20 protein-coding genes and 1 rRNA gene are annotated in these 24481 nt (G+C 48.5%); 6 read left to right on the forward strand and 15 right to left on the reverse strand.

Annotated elements, in window-relative coordinates; genetic code table 11:
- Positions 1–17 precede the first annotated feature (17 nt).
- From L9P36_RS11835 to csrD, 10 genes are all read right to left on the reverse strand, one after another.
- Positions 18–494, reverse strand: coding sequence for a hypothetical protein (locus L9P36_RS11835; RefSeq protein WP_237467137.1), 477 nt, complete (start codon positions 492–494; stop codon positions 18–20).
- A complete protein-coding gene (locus L9P36_RS11840) occupies positions 472–1686 on the reverse strand; it encodes a type II secretion system F family protein (protein WP_237467167.1) in 1215 nt (404 codons plus the stop codon). Before L9P36_RS11840 ends, L9P36_RS11835 begins: the two co-directional genes overlap by 23 nt.
- Positions 1686–3467, reverse strand: coding sequence for a GspE/PulE family protein (locus tag L9P36_RS11845; protein ID WP_237467176.1), 1782 nt, complete (start codon positions 3465–3467; stop codon positions 1686–1688). Before L9P36_RS11845 ends, L9P36_RS11840 begins: the two co-directional genes overlap by 1 nt.
- A gap of 9 nt (positions 3468–3476) precedes the next feature.
- Positions 3477–4685, reverse strand: a complete 1209-nt coding sequence (locus L9P36_RS11850) for a tetratricopeptide repeat protein (RefSeq protein ID WP_237467178.1) — start codon at positions 4683–4685, stop codon at positions 3477–3479.
- The gene (locus L9P36_RS11855) at positions 4682–5530 is read right to left on the reverse strand and encodes an ExeA family protein (protein WP_237467180.1); all 849 of its coding nucleotides are present in this window, start codon (positions 5528–5530) and stop codon (positions 4682–4684) included. The genes L9P36_RS11850 and L9P36_RS11855 overlap by 4 nt, the downstream gene beginning before the upstream one ends.
- Positions 5531–5533: 3 nt before the next feature.
- On the reverse strand, positions 5534–7177 hold the full coding sequence (mshL, locus tag L9P36_RS11860) for a pilus (MSHA type) biogenesis protein MshL (protein ID WP_237467181.1): 1644 nt from the start codon (positions 7175–7177) through the stop codon (positions 5534–5536).
- A gap of 9 nt (positions 7178–7186) precedes the next feature.
- Positions 7187–7513 carry an MSHA biogenesis protein MshK gene (locus L9P36_RS11865; RefSeq protein WP_237467183.1) on the reverse strand — a complete coding sequence of 109 codons (327 nt, stop codon included), beginning with the start codon at positions 7511–7513 and terminating at the stop codon, positions 7187–7189.
- Positions 7506–8237, reverse strand: a complete 732-nt coding sequence (locus tag L9P36_RS11870; RefSeq protein WP_237467185.1) for a type II secretion system protein GspM — start codon at positions 8235–8237, stop codon at positions 7506–7508. Before L9P36_RS11870 ends, L9P36_RS11865 begins: the two co-directional genes overlap by 8 nt.
- Entirely contained in the window at positions 8234–9703 is a 1470-nt protein-coding gene (locus L9P36_RS11875; RefSeq protein ID WP_237467186.1) for a hypothetical protein, read from the reverse strand. The genes L9P36_RS11870 and L9P36_RS11875 overlap by 4 nt, the downstream gene beginning before the upstream one ends.
- Positions 9704–9856: 153 nt before the next feature.
- Positions 9857–11830, reverse strand: coding sequence for an RNase E specificity factor CsrD (gene csrD, locus L9P36_RS11880; RefSeq protein WP_354004725.1), 1974 nt, complete (start codon positions 11828–11830; stop codon positions 9857–9859).
- Between the two features lie 202 nt (positions 11831–12032).
- Here csrD and L9P36_RS11885 point away from each other — a divergent pair, with 202 nt between their 5' ends.
- A complete protein-coding gene (locus L9P36_RS11885) occupies positions 12033–12857 on the forward strand; it encodes a LysR family transcriptional regulator (RefSeq protein ID WP_237467188.1) in 825 nt (274 codons plus the stop codon).
- On the opposite strand, the gene L9P36_RS11890 is transcribed toward L9P36_RS11885, so the two are convergent.
- Complete coding sequence (locus tag L9P36_RS11890; protein WP_237467190.1) at positions 12842–13477, reverse strand: flavin prenyltransferase UbiX; 636 nt, start codon at positions 13475–13477, stop codon at positions 12842–12844. The two genes, L9P36_RS11885 and L9P36_RS11890, sit on opposite strands and share 16 nt — an antisense overlap.
- A 3-nt stretch (positions 13478–13480) precedes the next feature.
- Complete coding sequence (gene mpl / locus L9P36_RS11895; protein ID WP_237467192.1) at positions 13481–14848, reverse strand: UDP-N-acetylmuramate:L-alanyl-gamma-D-glutamyl-meso-diaminopimelate ligase; 1368 nt, start codon at positions 14846–14848, stop codon at positions 13481–13483.
- Positions 14849–15001: 153 nt separating this feature from the next.
- On the opposite strand from mpl, the gene fbp reads away from it, so the two are divergent.
- The 3 genes from fbp (at position 15002) to L9P36_RS11910 (ending at position 17120) form a co-directional block, all read left to right on the forward strand.
- The gene (gene fbp, locus L9P36_RS11900) at positions 15002–16033 is read left to right on the forward strand and encodes a class 1 fructose-bisphosphatase (protein ID WP_237467193.1); all 1032 of its coding nucleotides are present in this window, start codon (positions 15002–15004) and stop codon (positions 16031–16033) included.
- Positions 16034–16098: 65 nt separating this feature from the next.
- Positions 16099–16629 carry an inorganic diphosphatase gene (ppa, locus tag L9P36_RS11905; protein ID WP_237467196.1) on the forward strand — a complete coding sequence of 177 codons (531 nt, stop codon included), beginning with the start codon at positions 16099–16101 and terminating at the stop codon, positions 16627–16629.
- 50 nt (positions 16630–16679) lie between these two features.
- Entirely contained in the window at positions 16680–17120 is a 441-nt protein-coding gene (locus L9P36_RS11910) for a rhodanese-like domain-containing protein (protein WP_237467198.1), read from the forward strand.
- Positions 17121–17126: 6 nt separating this feature from the next.
- On the opposite strand, the gene tamB is transcribed toward L9P36_RS11910, so the two are convergent.
- Entirely contained in the window at positions 17127–20891 is a 3765-nt protein-coding gene (tamB, locus tag L9P36_RS11915) for an autotransporter assembly complex protein TamB (RefSeq protein ID WP_237467200.1), read from the reverse strand.
- Positions 20892–20903: 12 nt separating this feature from the next.
- Positions 20904–22622: an autotransporter assembly complex protein TamA gene (gene tamA, locus L9P36_RS11920; protein WP_237467202.1), complete on the reverse strand. Its 1719-nt coding sequence runs from the start codon at positions 22620–22622 to the stop codon at positions 20904–20906.
- A gap of 117 nt (positions 22623–22739) precedes the next feature.
- Here tamA and msrA point away from each other — a divergent pair, with 117 nt between their 5' ends.
- Positions 22740–23294, forward strand: coding sequence for a peptide-methionine (S)-S-oxide reductase MsrA (msrA, locus tag L9P36_RS11925; protein WP_237467204.1), 555 nt, complete (start codon positions 22740–22742; stop codon positions 23292–23294).
- 143 nt (positions 23295–23437) lie between these two features.
- A complete protein-coding gene (locus tag L9P36_RS11930) occupies positions 23438–23989 on the forward strand; it encodes a YtfJ family protein (RefSeq protein WP_237467206.1) in 552 nt (183 codons plus the stop codon).
- A gap of 329 nt (positions 23990–24318) precedes the next feature.
- On the opposite strand, the gene rrf is transcribed toward L9P36_RS11930, so the two are convergent.
- Positions 24319–24434: ribosomal RNA gene (gene rrf, locus L9P36_RS11935) — 5S ribosomal RNA — on the reverse strand.
- Positions 24435–24481 lie beyond the last annotated feature (47 nt).

Below are 24481 nucleotides of genomic sequence, written 5' to 3' on the forward strand. Positions count from 1 at the left end.
GCGTCAAAATTTTGTGCCTAATGCGTTGCTTTTAATACGAAGCTAAATTCTTCATTTTTCCAGAAAATTTGCAAGACATATTGTGATATCAATCCAAATTCACAAAGCAACCCTGGTGCCAATGGATTGGCGCTTTGGGCGCGCAATTGTACGGCCTCTCCGAAGAATTGACCGTTTTTATCCGCTAATAGCCGATATTGCGCTAGGCAAGAAAAGTTGCCATTTTCCATCGCAAATGGCCAACCTTCTCCATAGTAGCGAATCGTACCACTGCAATTTTCTGCCGGCTTATTGGCTAACAGCCAATCCCCGCGCTGCGCTTGAATGCTGATATCAATCTCTTGCAATAATAGATCCAATGCGGCCTGTTCACTGGGTTTCATTAATTGCATCACCGCGTGAATCACGCCACCGATGAGCACCACAACCAGCGCGGCCCAAAACCAAAACGCCATGGATGCAAAATGGGCTTTAAACGCCGCGCGCGACATCATAAATATTCCACATCGGCAAGAAGATCCCGAGCGCCAAAATCAGCACCATACCGGCAACCAACATCAGCAAAATCGGCTCAATCCGCGCAGTCAATGTGCGTAGATCGTAATCCACCTCACGATCGTAAAAATCCGCTACTTCCAATAACAAATCATCAATCTGACCCGTTTCTTCGCCAACAGCCAACATTTGTTGTACCAAAGGGGTAAACACGCCAATTTGTGTCGCTGTAGCAGCAATGGACGCGCCACTTTCAATGGCACTTTTCATCTCCGCTAGGCGCGTCTCAAGATAGCGGTTACCCAGCGCTTCTGCTGCCAACCCAACCCCTTGGTTGAGCGGCACGCCAGCTCTTGTCATCAGCGCAAAGGTGCGACTAAAACGCGATAATTGTGCGCGGTTGACAATGGAGCCCACAATAGGAAATCTCAATCGCCAGTGATCCCAAATTAACTCGCCTTTTTCACTACGTCGCCAATGAGAAAAACCAAGGGTCGCGACTAACACCAAGCCCAATAACAAAGGCCAAAAGTCGACGAAAAAATTTGAAGTCCCTAGTAGCAACTTAGTGACCCAAGGCAGCTCCACACCAAATCGAGCAAACATGGAGGCAAATTTCGGAATCACAAAAATATTCAACACCACCATCGCTAAAGCGATCGCAGATAACACGAAGAGCGGATAGCGCATCGCTGATTTAATGCGTTTGCGTGTTTCCAACTCCTGTTCGTAATAGTTCGCTAATTGCAGCAAAGATTGATCAAGACGACCGGTGTTTTCACCCACATGCAGCATGGCGATAAATAAGCGGCTAAAAATACGCGGATGCTGCGCCACCGCGCTCGATAAACTATGGCCATTGGTCAGGTCAATGCCCACTTGATTGAGGGTTTGTCCTAATAATTTGTCATCGGTGCTTTGTGCCAAACCATGAATCGCCCGCAAAATTGGCACCCCAGCCTTGGTTAAGCTATAAAGCTGGCGACAAAAGATCACCATCAACTCTAGTGGTACTTGGCGATGAAACAGTTGGCTCAAATCAGGCAATCCCGCTTTTGCGGGCTCTATGCGATCAGCCATAATGCCTTGGCTGATCAATTGCGCCATAGCACTGTCGGTGTGCGCAGCTTCAATATGACCGCGAACATTTTTACCTTGGCTATCTCGCCCCTGATAGGAAAACCGAGCCATTAGACCTCCGTAGAGTGATCATTGGCGAGCGCCATGGCATCCACACCATGAAGCCCTGCCGGCTCATCATCAAGGCTGACCCCTTCACCCAAGATCATCACTTCATCCAAACTGGTCACTGCCGTGATCGCCAGTTCCATCGCAGAGCTAACCAAAGGACGGAAGTTTGCAGAATGAAGCGCAAGAGACGCAAATTGCGCAGTATCTTCACGGCGCAATGCATCCATCATCTGACGATCCAAAACCAGCAGTTCAAAGACACCCACCCGGCCCTTATAGCCAGTTAAGTTACAGTTTTGGCACCCTTGGCCACGATAAAATTTCGCGCCCACATGATGGGGAAAACGGCTACGCAACCATTGCTGCTGACCTTCATCAAGCTGATGCTCGGTTTGACAATCAGGACAAACGCGGCGCACCAAACGCTGGGCAATCACCGCACGCACCGCACTGGCAACCAAATAACCTGGTGCGCCCATATCTAACAAACGCAGCGCACTTTCAACCGCGTTGTTGGTATGCAAAGTGGAAAGCACTAAGTGGCCGGTCAGCGCCGCGCGAAGACCGATATCGACAGTCTCTTTATCACGCATCTCACCCACCATGATGATATCGGGGTCTTGACGCAAAAATGTGCGCAAAATAGTGGAGAAATCGAGGCCAATCTTATTATTGACCTGAACCTGATTGACACGCTCAAGGCGATATTCCACAGGATCTTCAGCGGTAATAATCTTTTTACCCGGCACATTAAGCAAACTGAGCGCAGCATAAAGCGTGGTCGTTTTACCTGAGCCCGTAGGACCTGTTACCAGCACCATGCCATGGGGGCGTTTCAATTGCTGCTCAAGCGCGTCCAGCTGGTAAGGCGGCATGCCAATATCTCGAAGGCTCAAAATCCCAGAAGATTGGTTTAGCAAACGCATCACCACCGACTCACCATAGGCCACAGGCATAGTCGAGAGACGCACATCCACAGATTGACCGCGAACATTAAGATTAAAGCGGCCATCTTGCGGCAAGCGTTTTTCTGAGATATCGAGCCCCGCCATCAACTTCAAGCGCAGCACCAACGCACTAGCGACATTGACTTCGTTGATTAAGGTTTCGTGCAAAATGCCATCAATACGCTGACGAATGCGAAGCACTCGTTGGTCTGGTTCAATATGAATATCTGATGCGCCCACCTGGATAGCATCAGCAAATAGTGAGTTGATAAGCTTAACAACGGTGACCTCATCGGTGTCAGCCGTATGCTCATCCAACAGGCCACCAAAGAGGTGATCACCACTATTTTTATGCTCGGCATGGAGCTGCTCAGCAAAAGAAACGATCTCTTTGGTGCGTCGATAATAGCGATCAAAACAGTTCACCAACTGGTGCTCTGGTGCAATCACCAAGCTCACGCGATAGTCGCGAAGCTGATCATACAGCGCTTCTTGCGCGTTAAGATCGGCAGGATCGCTCATTGCAACTCGCAGCTGATCGCCATGGCGATCCACCACCATGGCACGTAAACGGCGGGCATGCACTTCCGGTAGCAAAGCAACGGCATCGGGATCCACACTCACGCGCGCTAAATCAACTAAAGGCAAATCCAATTGACGGGCCAAAAATTGCAACATCTGCTGTTCGGTTAGCGCCCCTTGATGAATCAGGGTGTCACCTAATTTTTGTCGCGTTTCACTTTGTTTGTTGAGCGCTTGTTCGAGCTGCGCCTGAGAAATGATGCCCTCTTCAACCAGCAAATCGCCCAGACGTTTTCTTAATTTAATCGCCATGCTGCGCTCCTATTTTTGCCCTAACGCCTCTAAGCGCTTAGCAATAAATTGCTGTGAATTAAGAGACAAGCCAGAACCTTGCTGCGCGTGACGATAGGCTTCAACCGCAGGCTCACCGAGACGTTCAAAGGCGATAGCCAATCCAAGCCACCAGCGACCATCATAGGGCTGGCGCAGCGTCAATAATTGATAGCTTTGTTTGGCAAGCTCATTTGCTTTCAGCTGCTGTGCCAATGCACCGCGCATCGCCAAATATTCAATTGGCGCATGCCCAGGTAAATACTGCATCACAGAGAGCGCAGCTGCAGGTTGCTTCTCTCGGGCAAGCAACTTAGCGAGCATCAAGCGCAATTGGGTATCTTGCGGCATCAATGCAATCCCCTGCTGAAGCAAGGCAACGGCTTGTGCTGCTTGGCGCTGACCATAATATAAGGCCGCCAATTGCTGACGCGCGCTCACTCGTTCTGGTTCATACTCTAACGCGCGCGTTAAAGCGGCCGCTGCGCGTTTGCGATCGCCTTTATCAAGTGCAAGCTGAGCCTGCTTTTCAGCAAGTGTGGCTAATTCTGCTGGCGAGCGCTCAACCACCTGTAAAGTCATCTCGCCTTCTGGCGTTTTCACATCTGTAGCCACTGCAGGCTCAGTTTTTGCTGTAACCTTGGCAAGCGCAACAGGCTGAGTACGAGGTGATGGCGTTGGATTTGCAACGAATGGTTTAGCCGCTGCTGCTCGTTTGGTTTGCGCTGACGCAACAGGTTTCGAGTGCTCTGTCGTAGTCTTTTGTTTATGCGCTACAGCAACATGGCGCGGCGCATGCTCAGTGTGCGTTTTTGCACTATGCTCAGAAGGTTTCGCAGATTGAGCAGAGGATGTCGAAGCTAAAGTCACTGTTTTGACTGGCGTTGCCTGGGCAACAAAATCAACCGTTGGCGTGACTGATTTTTGAGTGAGCGCATGTTCATCCGCGGCATTGACAGGCTTTTGGACGTTTGAGCTACTCGCCGCCGCGGTTGATGTGATTGTCGCGGTACTCGCGTGCGCAGGTGTGCTTTGCTGAATCAAACTAAAGGAACCAATGCCCACCAAAGTCACGACACCAACCGCGGCTAAACCATAGCGCCACCATGGCGAGCGCACAGGCTTTACCGCCGCAGGAGTCAATGAAGCAACCCCTTGCTTTTGCGCTAACTGACTTAAAGTTTCATTCATCTGACTCATGCTTTATTCCAACCTAGCGCCCCAAGCCAAGGTAAAACAGGCTGTGACGCATCAAGTGTTGCTTTTGCTGCTGCCACCACATGGCGACGACAAACTTTTTGTTTTCCTTTGCTGTAAGCCAGCAAAAGTGCTTTATGACAAATTTGATGGATCAACCGTGGCACGCCACGGCTAGCGTGATAAATCGCTCTTTTCGCGCTATCGCTAAATTGTTCTGGGCGCCCACCGACACTTTGATTGCGATACTGAATATAGGCAAAAGCTTCAGCCAAACTCAGCGGACGCAAGGTGGCATAAAAACTGATACGCTGGCGCAATTGGCGCAACTGATGATTGGCTAATCGCTCATCGAGTTCAGGCTGCCCCAGCAGGACAATTGACAGCAGCTTTTCTTGCTCTGTTTCTAAATTGCCAAATAAACGAATCAGCTCAAGCACGCCATCACTGAGTCCCTGCGCCTCATCAATCACCATCACGGCATGGCGACCTTCCGCTTTAATTTGCAATAACGCCTGCTGAATCGCATCAATCAAACGATGTCGCTGCTCAGGCACAGGCCGCGCCAGCTCTTGCAGCACCGCCTCACACATTCCCGCGCCATCTAGGCTTGGGTTGGGCAGATAAATCAGTTGATACTGCGCATCTAACTGCTGCATTAAAACGCGGCATACCATGGTTTTTCCCGTACCCACCTCACCGGTCACTTTGATCAAACCTTCACGCATCGACAGCGCCATCAAAACGGTTTGAATCGCCTCAATATGAGGTGTCAAAGCATGAAATAACGCAGTATTGGGCGTTAAATCAAAGGGGCGCTGCTGAAAACCAAAGTGCGCGCAATACATGGATTACTCAGCTTCTTCCGGGAACCACTGATTCAGCAGATCCTGTGAACGTTGAATCTCTTGCTGCCACGAATCATCTTCAACCACTGTTGGTTTGAGTAAAATCACCAATTCAGTTTTACGTTTCACCTTAGCGACATTGCGGAACAAATGACCAATGGCTGGAATATCACCTAGACCCGGCACTTTACTAACCTGATCCACCAGCTCAGATTTCATCAAGCCACCGATCACCACCACATCACCACTTTTGGCATGAATGATCGAGTCTGATTCACGAATTGAGCTTTTTGCCAAAGGCACAGTCAAATCACCAAATTGACCCAATGCGATATTTTTCTCTTCGCTGGTGACATCAATGACAGCGGGATGCACATGCAGCATCACGCCGCCTTTGCTATCAATCTGCGGTGTCACGTCTAAAGAGATGCCTGAGAAAAATGGTGTTAATTCAACTTCTGGCGCCACATTGGCACTATCGCCGCTACCCGCAACACTGGAAATATCAGTAACAAAGTATTCATCTTGACCTACTTTAATCACTGCTTTTTGGTTATTTGATGCAGTGACACGAGGACTGGAAAGCACGTTTAAATCGCCTTGCGTGGACATAAAGCTCAAGACAGTTTCAAAATTGCCATCACCAATGGTGATATTGGTTTGCCCACCAAGTAGATCACTAATCGGTGAAATAGATGGCAAAGTACCTGAGCCCGCTGGCTGGTTAATGGTAATGTCTACACCACCAATCGCACTGGTTAGATTGCTCCAGTTGATTCCTTGCTGATAGCTGTCACTCAACGTGACCTCTAGAATTTTCGCTTCAAGAATCACTTGGCGCTTCAAACGAAGCTGCGTTTCATTAAGGAATGATTGCACTTGGCGAAGCTCATCAGGATACGCACGAACCGTGAGCAAACTCGCTTGAGGCGATGCTGTGACACTGCGACCATCACCGCCACCAATCATGGCCATCACAGCGCGTTCTAGCTGTGGCCAAAAATCACTATCACTGCTGGTTTCAATGACAGTACCACCCACCAAGCTACTGGTGTCAGTGTAATTGTTATCGCCGCCATTTCCGCTCCAACTGTTGTTATCCGAACTGGAATCATCGTTGCTGCTCTCATCACGATTGGTAACCGAACCAGTGGTGATTGCAGTTAATGAACGACCGACGCGTTTGAGCTGCAAGTAGTCAATCGGGAAGGTTTGAGTACGCATACCCGCAGGGAAAATTTGGATAATGTTGCCACGGCGCTCAACTTGATAGCCATAAATGTCAGAGACAACGCCTAGGACTTCATCAATCGTGACATCATTCACCGCAAGGGTAATACGACCACGAACGTCTGGGTGTAGCACCACTGAATAGGGTGAGCCTTGAACAAGGCTGGTAAAAAAGGTTTTCGCTTCTAGATTGCGCGCATCAATTTTAAAGCGACGCTGCATCTCAAGGCCGCTTGTTTTCTCGCTATCTTGTAGACCTGGCATCAAGTCGGTTTGCACTGCATCGGGCAAATTTGCCAAAGGATCATTGGCTTGGTGTGCTTGTTCTAATGCCGCTTTGATCTCAGTTGGATCTTGATGCCCCATGGCACAGCCAACCAGTAAGGAAATCGTAAAAAAAACAAAGGCTATACGCATGACTTATCCTTATTGTTTGAGGTCAGTTGCAACAAGCGTTAATCGCCATTGGCGCTGGCCACGGCGAAGTACCACCCCTTCGGGGTTAATTTGAGTCACCTGATAACCGCGAACACGGCTGCCCACTGCGACTAGGTCATCATTTAACACCGCCTGACAGCCTGACTCGGCACAAAAAACGGCTGAAAGCTGTGGCAAACTTGCCGTACGCTTCACCGAGTGATGCGTCGTCGTCGGCACGTTTTGCCAGTTTAACGGCTTGGTTGGATCCTGCTCCGTTGCCGCCAAACAGCTTGGCGCAACCAACAAAATCAAATAGATAACAAATCTAGCCACCGATAAATGCCTCCCTTTGACCCAAGGTATAGATTTGCAGCACCACTTTGGCGCGTGGGAAATCACTGACTTGATAATCCAAAGATTGCCAATAAAAGCGCTGCGGCATTTGCTCTAGTTTGAGCAGGTAGTTCGCAATGTCAAAATAACGGCCAGTAAACTCAATTTTCACTGGATGTTGATACAGAGTCATCGCTCTAACAGAAGGTTGAATCGGTTGTTCTGTCGGTACTGAATCGCTGTTTTTAGCTTCATCAGTACTGGTATTAGACGCTTGCGCCGTTTCTTGACTCACATCGGTAATCGGCTGTGGCTGCATGGAGCGAATAGATAACAATCGAAGTTGATGGCTCTCTTTCATCATGGTTTCTAACAGCGGCGCCATCTGCTGCGGTGATAACAAGGCTCCCATGCTGTTTTCAAGCTCGCGATTTAAGCGCACTAATTGCACATCTAGCTGCTGAATATCTTTGCGTACTTGCTGGTCGGGATCCTTGGCTAAGGCCTGATCAAGCGCATCAATGGTCAATTGCAGCTGTTGTTGCTCACTTTTAACCGCTTCAAGCTGACGCTGTGCACCAATTTTTTGATCCATTTGCGGATCCAGCCACAGCATCATAAAGAGAACAATCAGTAACACTTGCAGCAAAACAGCAATCAACACACGCTCACGTGGTGAGCGCTCAGCAAATTGTTCGCTCAATTTTTGCAAAAATGACATCATCGACGAACCTCCGCCTGTGCCTGCTTTGGTTGTGCCAGCAATGAAAAATTCAGACGGCCTTGCTCATCACGAGAGAGGTCAAAATGGCCAAAATCACGTCCTGACAATGCTTGGAAAGACTCAAAGCTTTGCACCCAATTAGGCACGGCGCTGACACTGGTGGTCTGGCCCTGCAATTCAACATGCTTGCCAAATACACGAATATGACTAAGCGCAATATCATTACGAGCCGCTTTGGCTAAATCCATCATCACGCCGGCATAACCTGCATTTAAATGAATGTCGTGACTGGCAACCAACACCATCAATTGCTGCAAATTTTCGACTCGCTGCTGCTTTAACGCCAGCGACTCCAAAAGACCTAAGTTCGGCTGCAAGCTATCAAGTTGCGCTTTTTTCTGGGCAACCAACTGCTTGGACTGCGCCAATGACTGAGTTAATTGATCAGTTTGATCTTCAATCTGCTGTAATTGCCATTGCGACCACAAACCATAACCAAGTAATACCGCAAAAACGGCACCAGACAGCGCAAAAGTACGCGGCAAGGTCAGGCGAATTTTTTTCGGCTTAAGATATGCAGGATAAAGGTTATGACTAAAAGGCTGGCCAGCTGCGGCCGCTTGCGCCACGGCATAAGCAAGATACTGGCCGCTGACAGTAAGCTGCGCATCCGCCACAGGCAAAGGCTGCGCTTTAATATTCAGGCGCTCAGTAATGGCATTAGCAAGGATTTGATCATCGTCGCTATCACAACAAACAAACACTTGATTAAGCGGCGTTTTACGAAGCTGTGATGATAAATAATCGAGCGAGCGTTGAAGCTCTAGCGCGAGACCATCAAGCTGCAAGTCATCCTGTGCAAAAGGCGCATGAAAGCCACGAAGTTCACGCTGCAAACAAGGATGTTGCTGCTGAAAAGCAAGTAACAGTGGGTTGCCATCGCCATGGCTGCAAAGCAACATTTGACTTGGCGTTTGTGGCATCACCTGCGCCCAAATCATCTCTTCTGCCTGTACTGAAATCAGTTCAGCATCCGCAGCATCACAGGCCTCCGCCAGTGCTAAGATTTGCGCTTTTTGCACCACATAACATTGCAGACGATCGCCTTTGGCGGTTTCAACACCATCCACCACAATATTTTGCGGCGGCTGAGAAACCAACTCTTTCACTAAAAAAGGAAGGGCTTGTGCGCGATCGGCTGGGGCTACCGCAGGTGGTTCAACTTGTAAACTTTTGGTGACATCATCGCTCACCACTAAATGAACCGCAGCGCCGCTGGCATTCATTTTGGCAATCTGCTGCTGCAATACAGTTGCCCATTGCTTGACGCCATCCACCGTACAGGTTTGCACGGAAACCAGTTGCTGCTGGCGGCACAAGACGAAGTGCATACTATCTTTAAATAGCGCAACCCCAAGCTGCAGCTCTTGGTGATTCGCTGATGTAAATAGTGAGCGTAATCCCATTCCCTTTACCCTGATGGCGTCAAAATTTTTAACGACTGATTAATATAATTTTTGTTTTTGTAACTTTATTTTGACTATCAGCGTGATATTACACGCATTTTTAGTGCTATTTTGCCAAATTCTATCTCTTTTCCTGTGCAATTGGAACGAGTGTCATTTCTTTGACCATCTTGTTCTTGGTCTTTGATAGGAATTTGGGCGAGTCCTCACAGTTCTTTGCTGCGACAATTCCGCACCAAAATAGCGGCCTTGTACCCCTTGAACCCCCAAATTACGCACCACTTGCCACTCTGCTTCAGTTTCAACCCCCACCGCAATCACGGATACCGGACTTGCGCCACAAGCGCCAAGTAGACTACGTATAAATAGTTGATTTTCTGGCCGATGGCCAATATCTCGAATCAAACTACGATGCAATTTCACCACATCAACTTTGAGATCCTTGATGTAGTAGGTACTCACCACAGTGCGCCCCGCTTGATCCACCACCAACTTGCAGCCCATGGCCACCAAAAAGTGTGCGATGGGGCGCATGGCGTCTAAATGCTGGACCAAAAATCCTTCCGTTGTTTCTATATAGATTCGGGGTAAATAGGCACGCGGCAAAGATAACAACTCATAGCGCAACCAACGTTGGAAGGCTTCATTGATCAGGCTCTCGCCCGACAAATTCAAAGAAATGGCCATCTGATCTTGTCGCGCCAACAGTTTTTTCAGTCCTTGCTGCACCACCGCCTTATCAAACGCGATATTCATCCCCACATCAGAAAGTGCGGGCATAAAGCGAGAAGCCTTAATGATCACCCCGTTTTCATCGCGAATACGCGCAAACAGTTCATCATGCAGGCGTGTTTTGCCATCGGTCATAAACACGGGCTGCTCAAACAGCGCAGGACCACCTTGCGCAAGCACCGCCTCAAACAAGGTTCGCCAACGCACACTACCGCGACTATTGTGCGGTTGTGAGGGTTTATCAAAGCTATGCCAGCTATTGGCACCATCGAGCTCCGCGCTGCGTAGCGCCATCTCCAGCTCATCCATTAAGCGGCCACGACTATCTCCTTGCTGATAGGTGGTCATGCCAATATGGAACCAATTGTCTTTATACACAGGTGCAGGCGGCGCAATACGTGCGAGTAAACGCATCAGATGGGCGGCAAAAGAGGCACTTTCCTGCGGCGCTTGCTGCGCTAACATAATCGCAAAAGCGCCATCAAAATAGCGAGAGAGCACGGCATCTGGATAACGCTGAACAGCATTAGACAGCACGACACTGACCTCTTGAATCAACTCATCACACTGTGGATGCCCCAATTTATCGGAAAGATCTTCCCAATCAGTCAGGCGCACAAAGATCACCCCGCCATAGCTCCCTTGCTCTTGCACCACAGCTTGCAAACGGCTATCAAAAAGCACGCGATTGGCTGCGCCCGTTAGCTGATCTAAAAAGGTATGAGTGCGAATAAAGGTATCAAATCGGCTGCGCTCTTGGCGGGCATCTTTGAGCTCCAGCATTAAATTATCAATCACTTGACTTGCAGCGGCAGGCCACTCAGATGGGTGTCCTTGACTGTATTTTTCGCCGCGACCAGCGAGGATCATTCGCGCGCGATACTCCAGCAATTCGGCGCCAGCAAACTGACGGCGCAACCAGCCGCCGCCCCAGACCAAACCCGCCATCACTAAAATTAGCGCAATGGACAATGCGGATAGTGCCTCAAAACTTTCGGTGATCTCTTTATAGGCAGGCTGCACCACTAAATGAACCTGATAGCCGGGCTGACTTGGTAATGGATAGTCAAATTGCAGCGCCAGATCGTGATTGATTTGTGTGGATTGATATTCAAAGACAACTTGCTGATCGCGCTGGATCACCAATTTCGTAATATCAGATCCTTGCAAGAGCGTCGGCAACCACTGGGCGATTTCAGCCTTGGATTGACCGCGGGCAAGCTGACGATCCAACACGGTCACCATGTTAGACATGCTGCGCTCGATAAAGGCATTACCGAGCCGTTGAAAACTAATCGCGCCACCGACGAAAACGACAAAAATCGCACCGACAACGATCAATGTGACAAAGGCCACCAAGCGATTGGTTAATTTCATCCCTGGATTTGCGCTCACATCCATTCCTATTTGGCTTGCAAGAAAAATTGCTGCTTTGATAACAGCATAACGAATAGTTTTTATTGACTGCGCAGAGAACATCACGTTCTAACCGTGTGTTTTCATCTTTTTTGCCAAAATGTGGCAGCCATCGCGCAGCTTCACGCATATGATGGCGCTATGATACCTTGAACTTTTTGTAAATACAGATGGAATCACTATGGATTGGGTGACATGTAGTCAAAGCTTTCTGATCATTTGGCAACAAGGCAGCTTAGCAAAAGCCGCAGAAACCTTAGGTTGTGCGCGCTCACAGCTGACCAAACGCCTGCAATGGCTAGAGCAACAACTCAGTTGCCAATTGTTGATTCGCGATCGCCAGCAGCTACAGCTCACCGATGAAGGCGCGGCTTTTTTACAGCGCTGCCAGCCATTCTTACAAAGTTGGCAACAGCTCAGCGCACCACTGGACCAGCCCAGTTTGCATCTGTATCGAGATATCAGCTTACCGAGCTGCATTTTGCTTAGCTGGACGCAATTTTGCCAAAGCACTTGGCCCGATGTGCATTTTACTTATTTAGGCGCCAATGATTTGATGCAAAACCAAGCCAGTACCGATGAGTTCTGGCTCAGTGCTCGCCCAAGCCTCAATCCACTTCATCAAAATACGCCACTGATGCGCTGTGAATGGCACCTTTATCGCTCGCCAGCTGCCACGCAGCAACCCCATTTATTGACGTTACCACCTTTTCAGCATTCACAAATCCCACCCTATTTAGGCCTGCAAAAAACCATCCAAGACTATGATTTTGGCTTGTTGATGCAATTTGCCCAGCGAGGTCAAGGCTATCTGCTCGGTCATCCGTTACTGATGGCCTGCCAGCCGCAGCAATTGGTGAGGCATGATGCCGCACTGCTCATTGAGCCCATTGAACTTTATTTGGTGAGCTGTGCCAGCGACGATCAAAAAACGCGCCTATGGCAGGCGCGTTTACAACAATGGTTACTAAGTTTAGGGCTCAGCCCCGCTCAACTCGAGCGCTGATCATAACCCCAGCGCGGCACCAAGACTTGTTCAATCTTCAGGTGGTCCAAAATACGGGCCACCATAAAATCAACTAAATCATCAATGCTTTGTGGCTGGTGATAAAAACCAGGCGCGGCAGGCATAATGGTTACCCCACGCTGCGAGAGTGCATGCATATTGGCTAAATGCTGTGTAGAAAATGGCGTTTCGCGGACTACCATAATCAGCTGACCTCGCTCCTTTTGCACCACATCGGCGGCGCGCTGAAGCAAGTTATCAGACAAACCATGTGCCACCGAAGCGACGGTGCCCATGGAGCAAGGGCAAATGACCATCTGCTTAGGCGCAGCTGAGCCAGAGGCCACAGGCGAGAACCAATCATCCTTACCACACACCTCAAGCAATGCGGAATCACACTCAAGGTGTGCCACCAGCTGCGCTTTGGCTTTTTCTGGATTGCCAGAAAGCTTTAAACCATGTTCGGTTGCCAGCACCACCCGCGCAGCTGAAGAGATCAACAAATTCACGCGGTACTCAGCGGCAATCAGTTGCTGCAACAATCGAAGTCCATAGGGCGCACCAGAGGCCCCAGTCCAAGCAAGCGTAATGGTGCGCGGATTCAATGCAGAGTCAGACATAAGCTAAAGCGCCGCTTCACGCGCTAACAGCGCACTCAGCAATTTATTGTGAATACCGCCAAAACCGCCGTTACTCATCACCAAAATTTGATCGCCTGGTTTCGCCTCTGCCACTATCGCCGCCACCAGCGTATCAATATCATCGCTGACAAAGCTTGATTGCACACAGCCATCTGCTACATCTTGTACGGACCAAGGAATATTATCCGGCTGATACAAGAACACGGCATCCGCCGCTTGCAAGGCGTCTGCAATTTGCGCTTTATGAACACCCAGCTTCATGGTCGCAGAGCGCGGCTCAAGCACCGCCAAAATACGCGACTCACCCACTTTTGCGCGCAAGCCACCGAGGGTTAATTCAATTGCCGTTGGGTGATGGGCAAAATCGTCATAAATCGAGATATCCTGCACGCAGCCTTTAAGCTCAAGACGACGCTTGGTATTGATAAAACGGCCCAATGCTTGGCAAGCAAGTTCAGGTTGCACCCCGACATGACGCGCAGCTGCAATGGCCATCAACGCGTTGTGCACGTTGTGATCGCCCACCAGCAGCCAATTAACCTCACCCACAGCTTCACCTTCAAAATAAACCGTGAAGGCACGACCATCGGCATGATGTTTTTTCGCCTGCCAATCGCCCTCTTCACCGACGAACTCACGCTCACTCCAGCAGCCTTGTGCAAGCACCTCTTCAATGGCTGGGGTTTGCGTTGGCGTAATGATACGACCGATGCCTGGTACGGTGCGCACCAAGTGGTGGAACTGACGCTGAATATCGCTAAGATCTGAGAAAATATCCGCATGGTCAAATTCAAGGTTATTGATCACCAATGTGTTGGGATGGTAGTGGACAAATTTGGAGCGCTTATCAAAGAAGGCGCTGTCATATTCATCGGCTTCGACCACAAAGAAATCAGACTCACCAAGGCGCGCAGAGACGCCAAAGTTACCCAGCACGCCACCGACTAAAAAGCCCGGCGCATAACCGCAATCTTCCAAAATCCAAGCCAACATGCTCGACGTGGTAGTTTTACCATGGGTACCAGAAACGGCCAGCACCCAGCGATCCTTGAGGAGAAAATCATGCAGCCACTGCGGCCCAGAAACATAAGGCAATTTATGGTTCAGCACATATTCAACACACAGATTACCGCGACTCATGGCATTACCAATCACCACCAAATCTGGCGCAGGATCAAGCTGCTCAGGGTTATACCCCTCAATAATCTCAATCCCCTGCTCTTCGAGCAGCGTACTCATGGGAGGGTAGACATTGGCATCGCTCCCTGTGACTTTATGCCCCATCTTGGCGGCCAAAACAGCGGCACCGCCCATAAAGGTGCCACAGATTCCCAGAATATGAATATGCATTCGCGTGCTTACCTAAGCTGCTAAGTGCGGAGGATCCTGCACTTAAAGAATAAAAATAACATACAATTATATTGCACAGTTCAAGTCGTTGGGTAAAGCGCACCATGCAATTGTGGCGCGCCTCATTGAATTCGCGCTGCCATTGGAGGGTTTATGTCCCATATTCTCACACTTGGTGAATTTATCATCGCCAATCAACACAATTTTCCACACGCTAAAGGTGAATTGAGCTCCCTGCTCAGTGCCATCTCGCTCGCCGCCAAAGTCGTTCACAGAGAAATTAACAAAGCCGGTTTAATCGATATTTTAGGCCCCACGGGCAGTGAAAATATTCAAGGTGAGCAACAACAAAAGCTCGACCATTTTGCCAATGAGGTATTTAAACAAGCGATGGCTGCGCGCGATCAAATCTGCGGCGTAGCCAGTGAAGAGGAAGATGACATCATCTGCTTTGAGCACAATCGCGATGCCAACTACGTGGTACTCATGGATCCGCTGGATGGCTCATCAAATATTGATGTGAATGTTTCTGTGGGGACGATTTTTTCCATCTATCGCCGACAAACCCCACGGGGCAGCGCTGTCTCTATTGAAGATTTTCTACAACCGGGTCGCCAGCAAGTGGCCGCAGGTTATGTGATTTATGGCTCTTCAACCATGCTAGTGTATAGCACCGGGCATGGCGTTCATGGGTTTACCTTTGACCCCAGTGTCGGCGAGTTCTATCTCTCCCACGGCAATATGAGCACACCCAAGCAAGGCAAAATCTATTCCATTAACGAAGGTCATTACCAACGCTTTCCGCAAGGAATTAAAGACTATCTCAAATATTGTCAAAGCGAAGATGCCAGCACGCAGCGCCCTTACAGCGCGCGCTATATTGGCTCCCTCGTCTCTGACTTTCATCGCAACCTTTTGGTTGGCGGCATCTTTTTATATCCCAGCAGCCAAGCACACCCGCAGGGAAAATTGCGCCTTCTCTATGAATGTAATCCCATGGCTTTTTTGATTGAGCAAGCCGGCGGTAAAGCCAGTGATGGCCAGCAGCCTATTTTGGATCTATCGCCTCAGGATCTCCACCAGCGGGTGCCGCTGATCATCGGCTCTGCGAATATGGTGAGTCATGTGGAACAGCTACTCAATCGCAGCCAATCGCTTGAGAAACATATTGAAAAACAAGCTTAAGCTACTGATATTGCAAAATTCGCTATACTCGATAAACCATCACTCACGGTTACAAGGATGCCCACATGAGTTTAAAGAACGTTCCTGCTGGTAAAGCACTGCCCGATGATCTCTACGTTGTCATTGAGATCCCAGCCAATGCCGATCCCATCAAATATGAAGTGGATAAAGACACTGGCGCGCTGTTTGTTGATCGCTTTATGACGGCACCGATGTTTTACCCAGCCAACTATGGTTATATTAACAACACCCTATCGCTCGACGGCGATCCAGTGGATGTACTGGTTCCGACCCCCTATCCCTTAGCGCCGGGCAGCGTGATCCGCTGTCGCCCCGTGGGCATGCTAAAGATGACCGATGAATCTGGTGAAGATGCAAAGGTGCTAGCCGTGCCACACAGTAAAGTCACCCCGATGTTTGATCATATTCAAGGGATTGGCGATGTATGCCCACAGCTCAAAGCGCAAATTCAGCACTTTTTTGAGCGTTACAAAGAGCTAGAGCCAAATAAATGGGTTCGTGTTGAAGGCTGGTCTGATATTAGTGATGCGCGTGATGAGATCCTCACAGCCTATGAGCGAGCGCAGCAGTCGTAAGCCTATCGCTTATAGGCTAAAAATATCATCAGCAATGAAAAGCACACACCATGGCGCGCGCAAGCGCGCTTTTTATTGCCATTGTTCAAGGAAGGAAAAAAGAAGTGATGTACCGACTGAATTTAAAACAAGCACAACGCCTTTTGGCTCTAGGTCTTGCCCTACTGGGAACAAACGCTGCACAGGCTAAAATTGTTTCCGAAGCTGAATTTTGGCGATTGGCCAAAGCGCCTGAAGCAGTGATCATCGATGTGCGCACCGCGCAAGAATTTGCCGATGAGCACCTCACCGGTGCAATTAATATCCCCTTTGATCAAATTGAGCAGCGCCGAAGCGAATTACCCCGAGACAAAAGCCAGCCACTACTGATCTATTGTCGGTCAGGGCGACGCGCGGAAGTCGCTGATGCAAGTTTAAACGCGATGGGCTATCAGCACGTTGCCAATGGCCTTGGCTACCAACAACTGCAGGCAGCCAAGCCAACAAAATAAAGCCTATCAATTAAATTCAAATTGATAGAGCAAGTCGACAGCGCTATCGACACCTGAGACGGCTTCTAGATAGAGATCCTTCATCAAGCGATAGCGCAAAGTAAACTCACCCAGCGAGTTAAAGATCCCGACACCATATTTAAGCTGTAAATCCGGCAAAATATAACCACTCACGGTCACTTGCGTGTCATCACCGGAACCTGCGGTATCTAGCGCGAGCTCTTGCACGCCAAAGGCTTCACCAATCTGCCCCACTAATTTACCGCTTTGTGCTAAGCCCAAACTAATCAAGGCTGTGGTCATGCCATTGGCATCAGAGTCGCTATCTAAATTACGACCGCGTAGCAAATAGGAGATCGCATTCACCTGCGGCATCGAAGGCTCCGAGAACACTTCTGCAATCGGCTCTTCAGCAGGACCTGTCACCTTAATACCGGCAATCACATCATCTTCGGTATTATCTGGATTACGAATCGCCTCAATGGCTAAATATGGCTGCTCTGGCGGACCACTAAAGAGGATCTGACCTTTACGAATCATCAGATCCTGACCAAAGGATTTATAGGTACCGTTATTAATGGAGATCTCACCATTGATTTGCGGCCCTTTCTTGGTGGTTTGCCGAATTTTTAAAACACCATTGAGATCGCCTTTTAAGCCAAAGGCTTCAATTCGCACATCATCACCAATGGACAACAAAACATCTGAGGTCACATTCAGTGTATAGGCAGGATCTTCACTAATGGGCTGATATTGCTCATTCAAGATCACCAAATCGGGCGATAAACCGCGTGCAGAATCAGGCAATGCTTCGACCTGAATACGCCCCCACGGTACATCAATGCGGCCACTGATATGCGCCTTGCCCGGAGAAGCAGTCAAGGTTAAATTTGGCGACACGCGCAAACTCACTTCCGGTGGCACCGCTACTTCCAAATCTTTCCCTTGTACCAATAAGTTCGCTTGCCAAGTATCTAAATTTGGCCAGCTGGCGTCGCCTTTTAAGGTCAATTGCCCTTCAGGCGTTTGCAGCTTCCCTCGCAAATCAGCTTTTTGCCCTTGCAGGTTGAGATCAATATCGCCTTGATTGACGATCACTGGTGAGTTGTCACCCTTCATCGCTAATTTTTCAAGACGAATACTGCCATTCACCAGAGGCTGTAATACCGGCCCGGCCAATTGAACATCACCGGACAGCTGTCCAGATAATAGGCTGCGCTGACCCAAAATTGGCTGCAAGAAATCAAGCTGAATCGGCGTCAGTGACAAACGGCCATCAATATTGGCACGCGCCATATCAACACTGTCAAAATTGGCAACACCAGAAATAGCGCCGTTATCTTTAAGGTTCAATTGCCACTGGGTTGCTACTTTCTGATGATCAACAGAGGCTTCAATCTGAACATTTTGCCAAGGCACGCGTAGCCAATCATCATAACGTTGAGAAAACTGACCATTGGGGCTATCGACTGATACTGTCATTTGTGGCGTCTGACCGCGTAGCCATGCGCCTTTGGCATCCGCATTCAGCACACCGGAAAGCGCCATATCATTAGAAAGATAGGGTTCCAATTCCACGAGATTGAAATCACGCATGGTGAAATGGAACTGTCCTTTTTCGCCAAGCTCCATGGCTGTCACTTGGCACAGTGATGAATCATTATGATTCCAACAGTGCGGCGAGACTGACAACTGCTGTTTTTTCTGTTGCCATTGAATTTGCGTCGCTTTGTCTAGCAACCACGGACCAAGTGGCGTGGTGATCTCAGCCGATGCCAATTCACCCTGCCAACCCGTTTTATCTTGATAGCCACCGGTTAATTTAAGTTTGGTGGCCAGTGGTGTCCCTGACATATTCAAGGTCAATTGGTGCTGCGCAAGATTCCCCGTTAATGCCAAGTTGGCCTGGCGAATATCAATGGGATCTGCTTTGACTTTCACCACGCGCAACGTCAATTTATTCTGCGCCTTCTCCCCTTGATACAGGCCATCCACATCGACTTGCGCCACCCGATACTCATCTTGCCAAATCAGATTTCGACCCGTTAAGGATGTTTTAATCTTGGGTTGTTTCAGCGCACCGCGAATTGACACATCACCCATAACCGAACCATGCAATGGGGGATAGCTATCGGCTAAATTGGGTCCATTCAAGCTCATGGTTAAACGCCATTGATCGGTCACATAACCTTTCACCAATACTTTGTTGGGGCCATGGCTCAGGGTGAGGCCATCACTATCAAAGCGCATTTCATCTGCAACCGTCAGTTTGGCATCCCCAACCAACTGCAATGGTAGCTGGCGATGACGACCATTGAGCGCGACATCCTTAAAGTCGATATGGGTTTCGCCATTGCTGCCGATATCGCCATCAATGGACAATCGTCCCTTTAACGTCCCATCCCAATCTGGCCGCCAGCTTGCAATATTTAACCCAGATAACTGCCAAGTGGATTGCCAATTGACTTGCTTGCGCCAATCTACTTTGCCCTGCACCGCAATGGTGCCATCAAGCAGGTTAAAATCACCCTGCTTTAAGGTCAGCTGATTAAGATCGCCAAAGCCTTTGGCATTGACGAGCACTTTAGGAAAATCGTCATATTGCACATCACCTTTTAGTGACAGCTGATAACGATTGAGGTTGCCACCCGCAGTAAATTGCAGATCATTCACCTTGGTGGCGCTTTCCCCTTTTACTGGCGTAAAAGGCCAACTGACTTGACGACTATTGAGTGATAAACGGAAAGGAAACTGCTCAGTAAAAGGCTCAAAACTCGCCTTGGCTATCGCATTGAGCTCACCTTTGGCGCGCAAAGAAACCGCCATCTTCATCAGACTACCACTGACATCGGCAGTGAGCTTCGTTTTCGTAAAAGGCGTAAAGTTGGGCTGCGCTTTTAACTGAACATCCAAAGGATAATCACCTGCAAGCCGAATATTGCCATGTCCTGATACATCGCCATATTCACGGCTCTCAACTAACAATTGACTGATGTTGATATCACTTCCCTGCATCGCCGCACTCACTCGGCCATTGGGCAACGTGACAAAGCGCATTTTGTTTTTCGCAATCTGCTCTTCAACATAGATATTGCGTACAGCAAAGTCATCCAGCTGAATCGGGAAAGGTACGGCAATGACTGGCAATGGCAATTGTGTCGGCTCGTCACTATAGCCCGTTAAAATAATGCCCAAGCCATCAATAACGGTTGGCAATACATGCACGCCCTGCGCGTCACTGAGCTGTGCACCCGTCTCAATTTTTTTCCATTTGATCTCTGTATTTGGAACTTTTACATCACCGTCTTGAAGTAGCAGTTGATCAACGGCAATGGTAATTGGCAAGGAAAGTGAAGCAGAAGGCTCTACTTCAGGCGCACTCTGAGCAGCCTGTGACTGTTGATTTGTTTTCGGCGTTTGGGGATTGGTTTCTGCCATCGCAAATTGAAGGCCCAGCGCAGCCAGTCGCTGCACATGTAAGTGACCTTCAAGTAAACTTTTCGCCTGCCAGTCAAACTCAAACTGTGCAAGGGCAAAATCGACGCCTAACTCAGGATCTTTGAACTGAATATTGGTCAGAGAAAATCCGCCCAATACACTGCCTTGATGTGATTCAATGGATAGCTCAGGCAATGCCTTTTGTGCACTCCACAACCCCAGAGACAAGCCCCAAGGCGTTGCGATCACAAAGAGCGCCAATACAAGTAAGAATAGGCAGAAGCAAAGCACTGGCCGACAGACATAACGCCAAAGCTTTTTCAGAATCAACAAAACAAAACCACCTTAGAATTCAGGCCCTAAAGCTAAATGAATTTGAAAATTATCGTCCACCTCTTCATCTAGCCCCCAGGCAAAATCAAGGCGAATCGGCCCCAGCGGAGAGGCCCAGCGAATGCCCACACCAGTGCCTGTATACCAAACGGGCTCGTCGGTCCAAGCGCTACCGCTATCGACAAAGGTTGCAAGCCACCAATTGCCCATAACTCGATACTGATACTCAAGCGATCCTGTTGCGAGATATTGACCACCGGTTAGCTGTCCAGAAGCATCGCGCGGCGACAATGATTCATAGCTATAGCCGCGAATACTATTATCACCGCCAGCAAAGTAACGAATCGAAGGCGGGACTTCACTAAATTCACCCGTCATCACGATACCGCCATCCAAACGTGTTAAAAAACGATGGTTTTCACCAAGGCTGCGAATCCATGCGGTACGTCCTCGTAAACGCGCCAGCTGCACATCAGACAGCCAAACCTCATCTGAAACCTCAAAGGTGATTTGCTGCTTATCCGCCCACGTCGGCATGCTGCCACCACGAGATCGCGTACGACTGTATGAGATCCCTGGCAGCACCAGATTGGTAATACCTTCATCTAAGCCTTGCACAAACTCTTCACGCGACCAGCGGACAAATGCAGTCCGGTGCCAGCCAGATTCCAGCATCCAATGCCGCTCAAAACTTAAGGTATATTCAGTACTGTCGGTATCGTTATTGTTTAGATCCCGCCAACCAAACTGCACCTGATAATAGTCATTGAGCACATCATTGAGCGGGAATTTATAGGCAATCTCAGCCGTTTTCTCAGGTCGAGAAAGTGACAGTTTAGTATCGATACTATGCCCTAGGCTGTTGATCCAGGGCTTTGACCAATTGATCTTAAAACGCATCCCTTGGTCTGTTGAATAACCCAAACCAGTCTCGACCTTGTTTTCAGCAGCAGGTGCTACTTGCACGCGAATCGGAATAGCGAGGCCTTTTAAATTGTCTAATTCAGGCTGAACCACCAAAGAAGAGAACCAATTGGCATTGGACAAACGCTGTGTATATTCACCGAGGACATCCGCATCATAGGGATCACCCGGCTGAAATGGCAGCATGGATCGAAGGCGGTTTTCGCGAATTTGCGCACCTTCAAAGGTGACATCGCCAAAGTAATAGCGCGGGCCTGAATTAAAATGCAATCGTAAAAAGCCCTGAAAATGGCTCGGCGCAATTTCGAGTTTACTTAAGCTAAAATCAGCATCGAAATAGCCTTTACGCAACGCCAACGCACGCAATTTGGATTTTAAATCATCATATTTATACTGCGCGACAATATCACCCACCTTGGGTGCGCTCTCGATGATGGTCTTAAAATCAGGATCATCTTTTGCCGCACCTTCAATACTGAGATCAATTGTTTGGTAACGAACTGGACGTCCTGGTGTGATATGCACATAGATAGTGCCCTTGTCCGCTTCACCATCCATCTTGATTTCATAACTTGGCTGATAATAGCCCAGAGCGTTTAAGGCATGATTAAGCGTTGACTCAAGCTGTCGCTGAAAGCGCTGCGAGATCTCAATATCACGCGTTGAAAGGCTATCAATATATACCTGAACATTATCGGCCAATGCACCTTCAACACCTGAAACCTTAATTTTAGGCGCAGCAATACTTGTTGCTGAAAACAATAAACAGAAGAGAAAGGTAATCAGTGAGTCGCGTATACGTAGCATCAGTTATCTATGTTGAAAAGGAGATTGCCTGCATCCCTTGGCAGGTGGTGCTAATGTTAGCTTACATCAAGTAGAAGCTAAACCTCACTTGGCTTTTTTCTCAACGAGGAGTCACCCATGTCAACCTTGCATCCCATCTATCAAAAACCATATGGTGATATTCCACAAACAGCCGCCTCTCTTGTCGTTGGCATGGGATGTTTTTGGGGCGCTGAGAGATTGTTTTGGCAACAGCCAGGGGTGTGTATGACGCAAGTGGGATACGCTGGCGGGTTTCATGAGTCAGCAAATTATGCAGACGTATGCGCCGGAAATAGCGATCATGCTGAGGTCGTGAAAATACACTTCATACCCTCTGAAGTCACGCTAACACAATTACTCGCGCTCTTTTGGGAGTCGCATAATCCGACACAGGGCTGGCGCCAAGGCAATGATGTAGGGCCACAGTATCGCTCATTACTGCTTTATCAAAATCAACAGCAACATCAGGCAATGCAAACCTCACTGGTGCATTACCAACATAAGCTCCAAGCCGCAGGTATTCAACAGCCGATTGCCACCGAAATTGCCCAGCTACAGCATTTCTTTATCGCAGAAGAAAAACACCAACAATATTTAAATCAACATCCTAATGGCTACTGTGGCTTAGGTGGATTGGGCATCGAATACTAATAAAGGCACAGATGCCTAGGTAAAAGATACACTCAGAAACATTAATAAATTCACACTGAGTAATAAATCAGCAAAAAAGCAGGAAGCCAAATAAATTTTGAATTAAAATCTGTTAAAGATCGTTAATTTTGAAAGGATTTTATATGCGATTACGCCAAAGTCTTATCGGCCTCGCAATGCTGTTTCCGCTTACTGCAGCAGCACACAATATCACCATGGGTAGCACACTTCCTGCAGTAACCGTTAACCAAGCCGGTGAATTGATGCTCAACGGAGATAGCTTAGAATATGCACCATGGCGTAGCTGGCAGCTAAAAGATCGCGTGTTTCTCATTCAAGCGATTGCTGGACGCACGAATGCTAAAGAGATGAACGCTGCAATGATCGATGCGATTAAAGCGCAAAACTATGATCGCATGGACTACCAAACAGTCACCATCATCAATAAAGATGATGCCGTTTGGGGTACTGGTCGCATGGTTCAATCCTCAGCAGAAGACAGTAAGCGTGAATACCCTTGGTCAGCATTTGTTCTCGATAACGAAGGTAAGGTTGCTAAAACTTGGGATCTTCCAGATGAAAGCTCAACCATCATCCTAATTGATCGTTATGGTGAAGTTCTTTTCGTAAAAGAAGGGCAACTAAGTCAATCTGAAGTCGACCGTGTTATCAGCCTTATAGACGAGAATTTATAAGTCAGACATCCAACAATTTACAAAAAGGCCGCGCATGCGGCCTTTTCTATATCTCTTGTTCGTATCAATCATACTTAATTCAAGAATATGTTTTAAATCTTAAAAAATTGAAGACGAAAAAAAGCCCTTCACTTTCGTGAAGGGCTTTTTCGGATTTGAAGCCTGGCGGTGACCTACACTACGTAAAGCATCCTGCCTTACGCCCTGCGGGCCAGCCTTCGGCTGTTCCAATTTGTTCCCGACAAATTGGTCACTTCGTTCGAGTAGGCTTAAATTCAACGCAAACTAAAAAGGCCATCCTTTCGGATGGCCTTTTTAAAGTATTTGAAGCCTGGCGGTGACCTACTCTCACATGGGGAAGCCCCACACTACCATCGGCGCAGCTGCGTTTCACTTCTGAGTTCGGCATGGAATCAGGTGGGTCCACAGCGCTATGGCCGCCAAGCAAATTTGTTAAATCTGGAAAGCTTTATTCGACTAGTTCTTGCTTCG

It is taken from the genome of Vibrio stylophorae (genome assembly GCF_921293875.1).
GTDB lineage: Bacteria > Pseudomonadota > Gammaproteobacteria > Enterobacterales > Vibrionaceae > Vibrio_A > Vibrio_A stylophorae.